The organism is Gammaproteobacteria bacterium (assembly GCA_013696315.1).
Taxonomy (GTDB): domain Bacteria; phylum Pseudomonadota; class Gammaproteobacteria; order JACCYU01; family JACCYU01; genus JACCYU01.
Window position 1 is genome coordinate 1 of sequence record JACCYU010000031.1, and the last position, 8,144, is coordinate 8,144.

Here is an 8,144-nt window from a genome sequence, read left to right on the forward strand (position 1 = left end):
GGGGCGTCCCGTAAACCGCGCAGTCGCCGCCAGCCTGTGTAGAGCGCCCTCGAGCTCGCGGATGTTGGAGCGAATGCGTTTGGCCACAAAAAAGGCTACATCGCCGGGCAGTTCGATCTTCCCCTGCTCGGCCTTGCGCTGCATGATCGCGACCCGTGTTTCGAGATCGGGGGGTTCGATGGCCTGCGTAAGTCCCCAGCCAAAGCGTGATTTCAGCCGCTCTTCCAGTCCTTCCACCCCTTTGGGATAGCGGTCACAGGTGAGGATGATCTGTTGCTGACCCTCGAGCAGCGCGTTGAAAGTATGGAAAAACTCTTCCTGGGACCGATCCTTGCCGGCGAAAAACTGGATGTCGTCGATTAACAAGGCATTTACCGAGCGATAAAACCGTTTGAATTCATTGATGGCATTGTGTTGCAGGGCCTTGACCATGTCGGCAACGAAACGCTCGGAGTGAAGGTAGACCACCTGGCGACGGTCATCATGGGCGCGCACGTAGTTGCCGATTGCGTGCATGAGATGAGTTTTGCCCAGCCCCACGCCACCGTAAATGAACAGCGGGTTGTAAGCGACGCCCGGGTGCATTGCCACCTGTAGGGCGGCGGCCCTGGCGAGCTGATTCGATTTGCCCTCGACAAAATTGTCGAAGGTAAAGTTTGGATTAATGTTCGAAGCGACCAGGGCGGGCGCCGGACCGGAAGATTTTGCGGATTTTACCGTCGCAACTGTGAATTTTCCGGCTTGCGCACGGCGCGATTCCTGACTGAGGCTGCCGATCTCCAGCGAGATATCCGGGTGTGCATCCTCGGCAAGACCTTCCGCAAGCTGTCTGATGCGTTCCAGAAAATGGTTCCGGACCCAGTCCAGCACGAATCGATTGGGCGCCAGCAACCGCAGCGACCCATGATCCTCGACCGCGTGCAGCGGCCTTATCCATTGATTTAATTGCTGTTCGGGAAGCTCACTTTCCAAGCGTCCGACACATCTGTTCCAGAGCGAATTCGCCGCCAAAATAAACCCCACCCACTGACTTGCCCGACCGGACTAGCGGCGCAGTTTAGCTCGCGCGACACGAGTTATCCACACGCCGGGACGGTGGCGCGCATACCAAAATTGACAAACCATTCGGCGCTGATTATGTTTGCAACCCTTTCGCCCGCGTTCAGCCGGACTCACACCATGAAGCAAACATTTCAACCGAGCAAACTGCGGCGCAAGCGCACGCACGGCTTTCGGGTGCGCATGCGCACCAACGGCGGGCGTCGGGTGTTAAACAGCCGGCGCGCCAAGGGCAGAGCGAAACTCTGTCCATAAAAACGTCCGCCTCTTAAGCAAGCGCTTAACAGGCACTTGAGTAGTTGCTAACCAACCGATAGCCGCGCACATCGAACAGGGGCAACGCTTCAGCCCTCGGGTGCGCCTCACCGACGCTCGGGAATTCCGCCGAGTTTTTGAGGAGGCCGTTCGTTGTAGCGACCGCGCGTTCACGATTCTGGCGCGCCCCGGCCCGTGCGCGCATGCCCGGCTCGGACTCGCGATCTCGAAAAAATGCGCCAGGCGAGCCGTGGCTAGGAATCGCATCAAGCGTCTGGTCAGAGAAAGTTTCCGCGCGGCCCAACACGACCTCCCGGCCGTCGATCTGGTGGTAATGTGCCGGCCGGTTATTAACGACATGACCCATGCCGAACTGCTGGCGGCACTGCGAAAGCTCTGGCAGTGTGTAAGAAATCGATGCAGACACTCCTGATTCGGATACTCAAGCTTTACCGGCTGGCACTGAGCCCGTATCTCGGACAGCACTGTAGGTTCGCACCGACGTGCTCGTGTTACACGATTGAAGCAATAGAGACTTATGGCACGCTGCGCGGCGGCTATCTCGGGTTGCGCCGGCTGCTGCGGTGTCATCCATGGTGCGCCGGCGGTTTCGATCCGTTGCCCCGCGCCACTAACAGCTATCCCTGCCTGATCGAACATGCGCGCAAGCACGACTAAGGAATTATATGCCTGTGGATAGCCAGCGAGTGCTGCTCTATTTTTCGCTGGTGCTCACGTTGTTCCTCATCTGGTCAGCGTGGCAGCGCGACTATGGCCCCCGCCCGGACCCGAGTCCAGCGTCCCAGAGCACGAACCAGACTCGCGCGCTTCCAGCCGGCGACATGAGTAACAACCGTGCTGATGTGCCGCAATCGCCAGTGGTGCCGGAAAACGTCGGGGGCATCGCCGAACCACGCGCAGCGACGGCGGGCGGCAGGCGTATCCGGGTCGTCACGGACGTGCTCGACATCGAGATCGATACCGAGGGTGGTGACATTCGTCGCGCCGCGTTGCCAACCTACCCGGCAAACGCAGATGACCCCGACGAACCGTTCGTGCTGATGCACAGCGATCCGGCGCTCGGGGTATACATCGCGCAGTCCGGTCTGGTTCATGATCGCACCGCTCACGGGGGTACGGGCGAGCATCTGGCGCCGACTCACCATGCGATCTATACGGCCGCGCGCGATGAATACCGGCTGCGCGCCGGCGAGGACGAACTGCGGGTGCCGCTGACCTGGCAAGGCCCCTCGGGCGTACTGGTAAGAAAGGTATTCACTTTTCATCGCCGGGATTTTCTTATCGACGTTAGCCACACCGTCGTTAATCGCAGCGAGCAGGCCTGGAGCGGCCGGCAGTATCGTCAGTTACGGCACGGCCCCATTCGTGACGAAGATAAATCCATGCTGCTTTACACCTACACGGGGGCTGCGTATTACGACGGCCATTACGAAAAAGTGCCATTCGACGACATGCAGGGCGAGGGTTTAAGCCGCGAGATCACGGGCGGCTGGGCCGCGATGCTGGAGCACTATTTCGTCTCCGCGTGGGTGCCGCGAGCGAACGAGCGAAATTTCTACTACACCAACGTGGTGCGCGAAGGCGGTCAGCCGCAATATATCATCGGCCTGCGCTCCGCCGCTTTGAACGTCGCGCCAAACGCCAGCGGCACCTTCAACACCCGCATTTTTGTCGGGCCCAAGCTGCAGGAGCACCTCGATGAAATCGCCCAGGGCCTGGACCTGGTGGTGGATTACGGTATTTTCACGGTGCTCGCCAAGCCACTGTTCTGGGCGCTGGAGAAAATTCACGATGTTGTCGGCAACTGGGGCTGGGCAATTGTAATCCTGACCCTGCTGATCAAGCTGGCTTTCTACAAGCTGTCGGAGACCAGTTACAAGTCCATGGCCAGGATGCGCAACGTGCAGCCCCGCATGGCGGCACTCCGGGAGCGCTACGCCAATGACAAGCAGAAGATGAATCAGGCGCTGATGGAGTTGTACAAGACCGAAAAGATCAACCCGCTGGGCGGTTGCCTGCCAATCCTGGTGCAGATACCGGTTTTTATCTCCCTATATTGGATGTTGCTGGAAAGCGTGGAGATGCGTCAGGCGGACTTTATGCTCTGGATAAACGACCTCTCCAGCCGCGATCCATTCTTTATTCTGCCACTCCTGATGGGCGTGACGATGTTCATCCAGCAAAAGCTTAATCCGGCGCCCCTGGACCCGATTCAGGCCAAGGTGATGATGGTATTGCCGGTGGTGTTTACGGTGTTCTTTGCATTCTTCCCCTCCGGCCTGGTGCTGTACTGGTTCGTCAATAATCTGTTGTCGATCGCGCAGCAGTGGGTGATCACCAAACGCATCGAGCGCGGCGTCAAGCCCGCTGAGCAGGATTGATGCGCCTGTTTGCGCATCGTCGCCCGAAACCATCACGATTGACTCATAGCGTAGCGCTAGCAGAGACTATCGCCGCGGTTGCCACGCCGCCTGGCCGTGGCGGCATTGGTGTGGTGCGCGTGTCAGGCCCAAATACCGCGGAAATCGCAATAACGCTGTTGGGCAGCCTACCCTCGCCGCGGGTGGCCACATACCAAGCCTTTCGGGATGCACAAGGTCATCCGATCGATGCCGGCATCGCGCTGTTTTTTCCGCGACCGAATTCATTCACGGGCGAAGACGTGCTGGAACTGCAAGGCCACGGCGGGCCGGTGGTGATGGATATGGTGTTGAATAGCGTGGTCGCCGCCGGCGCCCGGATCGCGCGACCCGGCGAGTTCAGCGAGCGTGCATTCCTGAACAACAAGCTCGACCTCGCGCAGGCCGAAGCGATCGCCGATCTGATCGACAGTCACACCGAACAGGCCGCCCGCGGTGCCCTGCGCTCATTGCACGGCGACTTTTCAAGTGCAATCCATGATCTCGTCGATAGTCTGATCGAGCTGCGTGGCTTTGTGGAAGCGGCGCTGGATTTTCCGGATGAGGAGATCGATTTTCTGGCCGACGACACAGTCGCTCAACGTCTTCGCGCATTGCGTGAGCGGCTGGACGGCGTGCTCGATAGCGCGCGTCAGGGCAGTCTGCTGCGCGAGGGTTTGAGCATCGTTATCGCCGGGCGACCCAACGCGGGCAAGTCGAGCCTGCTCAACCGTCTCGCGGCTACGGATATCGCGATTGTGACCGAACTTCCGGGCACTACGCGCGACGTTCTGCGGCAGGACATACAGATCGACGGCATGCCATTGAGAGTCATCGACGTCGCGGGCCTGCGTGAGGGCGCCGACGCCGCCGAGCGCGAGGGCGTACGACGAGCGTGGCTGGAAATCGAGGCTGCCGACCTGATCCTGCTGGTGGTGGATGGTGCCTGCGGCGTGCAGGCGCAGGAGCAGGGTATTCTTGGGCGACTGCCCGCGCGTACGCCAGTTGTCACGGTCTGGAACAAGATCGATCTTGGCGACACGCTCGCCGGCGAGCGCGATGGCGTCGTGTACGTCTCGGCGCTCACGGGCGCGGGTCTGGACGCGCTGCGTGAGGCACTGAAGAAGCACGCGGGTTTCAACGCCAGCCCGGAAGGCGTTTATCTCGCCCGCCGACGTCATCTCCAGGCATTACAGTCCGCCGGCCTCGCGCTGGCGCGCGCGCAAGACGTATTGAGTTCGCAGCGGGCCGGCGAACTGCTCGCCGAAGAGTTGCGCGCCGCACAGCAGGCCTTGGTCGCGATCACTGGCGAATTTACTTCCGATGACTTGTTGGGACGGATTTTTTCCAGGTTTTGTATCGGCAAATGAAGCGTGTCGGTCATCGCCTGAGGCGATCGCAGGTGCTGGGCAGGTCATGTATCTGGATTCGAGCTCGAATTGCGCTATCCTAAACGCACACCGACACAGCGCAGGAACGGTTACGAGCGACTGGGTCGCCAGGCGGTCAATGTTCTATATAAGGAGGACGGTATGGTTCGAGCAGGCGCGGTCGCGCTACTGGTGTCGTTCGCGTCGCAGGCCGGCGCGGTCGACATCGACATTATCAATCCCGATCAGGGCGCTTTCCGCGGTGTCTCGGAAGACCTGGCCGCAGCATTCAGTTACAAGACATTGAACCCCACCGAGCCGCTCGGTTTGACGGGGTTCAACGTCGGCATAATCGGCAGCTACACGTCGATCGATAACGAACAGGCGTTTGAAGACCTGGTTGGCGAAGAGGTCTCGCAGCTCGGGACTGTCGGTATCGGCGTCACCAAAGGCCTGCCGGCGGGATTTGATATCGGCGCCTTCTACTCGGCTGATCCTAGCAACAGCGTGCGGCTGTACGGCGGTGAAATCCGTTACGCCTTCGTGCCTGGCAACGTGGTGCTGCCCGCCATCGGTACCAGGGTGGCCGGGACCAATCTGGAGGGGATCGACCAGTTCAGCATGCAGACCTTGAGTGTCGATGTGTCGGCCTCGAAAGGTTTCGCGTTTTTCACGCCTTATGCAGGTGTGGGCCAGGTGTTCGCGTTCAGCAATCCCGACGAGGAGCTCGCCCTCGACGGCGAAAGATTCAACGATACGCGTGTCTTCGGGGGCGCACGTCTGACATTCCTGCCATTTCAGTTGATAGGCGAGATCGATAATGTGGGCGGCGCGACTTCTTACAATCTGCGCGTAGCCGTGGGTTTGTAGATGCATTGGCGCGCGCGCGATAGAGATTGGCGTCTCAAGCTTCGGGAGTTTTCGTGAACGATGAATCAGGCGTCGCTCAGGCGCGGTGCGATGAAAATGGTGCGGATACTCACCGCCTGGTGAGTGACTATTATGGCAAGGTGCTGAAATCCTCCGCTGACCTGCAGACCAGCGCGTGCTGCACGGCCGCGGCGATGCCCGCGCACCTGGCTGCGTTGCTCAAGGACATTCACAGCGAGGTCAAGGATCGCTTTTACGGTTGTGGATCGCCGATTCCCCCCGCGCTGGCGGGTGCGACTGTGCTGGATCTGGGCTGCGGAACCGGGCGTGACTGCTACCTGCTCTCGAAGCTGGTGGGCGCTGACGGGCGCGTGCTAGGCGTGGACATGACCGAGCAACAGCTCGCCGTCGCGCGCCGGCATCGTGACTGGCACGCGGAGAAATTCGGTTACGCCAACGTCGAGTTTTATCAGGGATACATCGAGGATCTGAAAACCGCTGGCATTGCCGATGACACGGTCGATGCGGTGGTATCGAATTGCGTGATGAATCTCTCGCCCGTCAAGCCAAAGGTATACAGCGAGATCTTCCGCGTGCTCAAACCCGGCGGCGAGCTATATTTCTCGGATGTATTCGCCGACCGACGTGTTCCCGTGGAGCTTGCGCGCGATCCGGTGATGCTCGGCGAATGTCTGGGCGGCGCCATGTATATCGAGGACATTCGTCGCGCGATGGCGCGGGTTGGCTGCCTCGATGCGCGCGTTAGTCAATCCAGCCGTATTGATTTGCATGATGCCGACATCGCGCACAAGGCCGGCAATATCGGCTTCTATTCCATGACCGTGCGCGCCTTCAAGCTGGATCTCGAAGATCGTTGCGAGGATTACGGTCAGGTTGCCTATTATCTCGGCACCTGTCCTTCGCATCCGCACGGCTTCGAGCTGGACGATCATCACCGGTTTGTCACCGGCAAACCCATGCTGGTGTGCGGCAACACGGCGGATATGCTCAAGCAAACGCGTTACGCGCCACACTTTCGTGTGGTGGGCGACAGGCAAGTGCATTACGGCCTGTTCGACTGCACGCCCGGTCGAATAGCGCAGACCTCCGAGGCCGGCGCCAAGAGCGGCTGCTGCTAAGCACCCATCGCCGTCCATCATGAGTTTTCTCACATTCGATGTGATTGTTGTCGGCGGCGGACACGCGGGTACGGAAGCGTCGCTCGCCGCCGCGCGCACGGGCGCGCGCACCTTGCTGCTCACCCACAACATCGAGACCATCGGCCAGATGAGTTGCAACCCGGCCATCGGCGGCATCGGCAAGGGGCACCTGACCAAAGAGATCGACGCGCTGGGCGGCGTCATGGCGCGCGCCGCGGATAGTGCCGGCATCCATTTTCGAATCCTGAACCGCCGCAAGGGACCCGCCGTGCGCGCCACCCGCGCACAGGCCGACCGGGTGTTGTATCGGCAGGCGATTCGAGAAGCGGTGGAACGGCAAGAAAATTTAAGCCTTTTCCAGCAGGCCGTAGACGATCTGCTAATCGAGGGCGAGCGCGTGACCGGCGTGGTCACGCAGATGGGTCTTGAATTTCGCGCGCGCGCAGTGGTGCTTACCACCGGCACTTTTCTGGGCGGCAGGATGCACGTTGGCGAGTCGAGCCACACCGGCGGGCGCGCCGGCGATCCACCTGCCGTTTCGCTGGCGACACGGCTGCGCGAACTGCCACTCAAAGTCGGACGCCTGAAGACGGGCACGCCGCCGCGCATCGACGGGCGCAGCATTGATTACGACCTACTTCAGGAACAGCCGGGCGATCAGCCGGTGCCCGTATTTTCGTTTACAGGCCGGTCCGAACAGCATCCACGCCAGGTCTGCTGTCACATCACGCACACGAATCCACGCACGCACGACCTCATTCGCGCCGGCCTGCATTTATCGCCCATGTACAGCGGCGCGATAGCAGGCGTCGGGCCGCGATACTGTCCGTCTATCGAGGACAAGGTCGTGCGGTTCGCGGACAAGGCTTCGCATCAGATCTTCATCGAGCCGGAAGGCTTGACCACGCGCGAGGTATATCCCAACGGTATCTCCACCAGCCTGCCGTTCGAGACGCAATATAAGCTGGTGCGCTCGATTGCCGGCTTCGAGCAGGCGCATATTACGCGCC

General features: G+C 60.4%; 9 protein-coding genes. 8 read left to right on the top strand and 1 reads right to left on the bottom strand.

Annotation, left to right across the window (positions count from 1 at the left end):
* Positions 1 to 1,011: chromosomal replication initiator protein DnaA (dnaA, locus tag H0V34_01755; GenBank protein ID MBA2490465.1), on the bottom strand; the 1,011-nt coding region annotated here is incomplete at its 3' end.
* 168 nt (positions 1,012 to 1,179) lie between these two features.
* Here dnaA and rpmH point away from each other — a divergent pair.
* From rpmH to mnmG, 8 genes are all read left to right on the top strand, one after another.
* Positions 1,180 to 1,314 carry a 50S ribosomal protein L34 gene (rpmH, locus tag H0V34_01760; protein ID MBA2490466.1) on the top strand — a complete coding sequence of 45 codons (135 nt, stop codon included), beginning with the start codon at positions 1,180 to 1,182 and terminating at the stop codon, positions 1,312 to 1,314.
* A 58-nt stretch (positions 1,315 to 1,372) separates the two neighbouring features.
* Positions 1,373 to 1,747 (top strand): ribonuclease P protein component, encoded by a 375-nt coding sequence (gene rnpA, locus H0V34_01765; GenBank protein ID MBA2490467.1) that lies wholly within the window; start codon positions 1,373 to 1,375, stop codon positions 1,745 to 1,747.
* The gene (gene yidD / locus H0V34_01770) at positions 1,711 to 1,992 is read left to right on the top strand and encodes a membrane protein insertion efficiency factor YidD (GenBank protein ID MBA2490468.1); all 282 of its coding nucleotides are present in this window, start codon (positions 1,711 to 1,713) and stop codon (positions 1,990 to 1,992) included. The genes rnpA and yidD overlap by 37 nt, the downstream gene beginning before the upstream one ends.
* A 14-nt stretch (positions 1,993 to 2,006) precedes the next feature.
* Positions 2,007 to 3,716, top strand: a complete 1,710-nt coding sequence (yidC, locus tag H0V34_01775) for a membrane protein insertase YidC (protein ID MBA2490469.1) — start codon at positions 2,007 to 2,009, stop codon at positions 3,714 to 3,716.
* On the top strand, positions 3,716 to 5,104 hold the full coding sequence (gene mnmE, locus H0V34_01780) for a tRNA uridine-5-carboxymethylaminomethyl(34) synthesis GTPase MnmE (GenBank protein ID MBA2490470.1): 1,389 nt from the start codon (positions 3,716 to 3,718) through the stop codon (positions 5,102 to 5,104). Before yidC ends, mnmE begins: the two co-directional genes overlap by 1 nt.
* 162 nt (positions 5,105 to 5,266) lie before the next feature.
* Complete coding sequence (locus tag H0V34_01785; protein MBA2490471.1) at positions 5,267 to 5,974, top strand: hypothetical protein; 708 nt, start codon at positions 5,267 to 5,269, stop codon at positions 5,972 to 5,974.
* Between the two features lie 194 nt (positions 5,975 to 6,168).
* The gene (locus H0V34_01790; protein ID MBA2490472.1) at positions 6,169 to 7,113 is read left to right on the top strand and encodes a methyltransferase domain-containing protein; all 945 of its coding nucleotides are present in this window, start codon (positions 6,169 to 6,171) and stop codon (positions 7,111 to 7,113) included.
* Between the two features lie 19 nt (positions 7,114 to 7,132).
* Positions 7,133 to 8,144, top strand: a 1,012-nt coding sequence (gene mnmG / locus H0V34_01795) for a tRNA uridine-5-carboxymethylaminomethyl(34) synthesis enzyme MnmG (GenBank protein MBA2490473.1), incomplete at its 3' end; no start/stop codon positions are given.

Coding starts and splice junctions, on each gene's coding strand:
- mnmE (MBA2490470.1), top strand. CDS start 3,716: ATGCGCCTGTTTGCGCATCGTCGCCCGAAACCATCACGATTGACTCAT.
- H0V34_01790 (MBA2490472.1), top strand. CDS start 6,169: ATGCCCGCGCACCTGGCTGCGTTGCTCAAGGACATTCACAGCGAGGTC.
- H0V34_01785 (MBA2490471.1), top strand. CDS start 5,267: ATGGTTCGAGCAGGCGCGGTCGCGCTACTGGTGTCGTTCGCGTCGCAG.
- rpmH (MBA2490466.1), top strand. CDS start 1,180: ATGAAGCAAACATTTCAACCGAGCAAACTGCGGCGCAAGCGCACGCAC.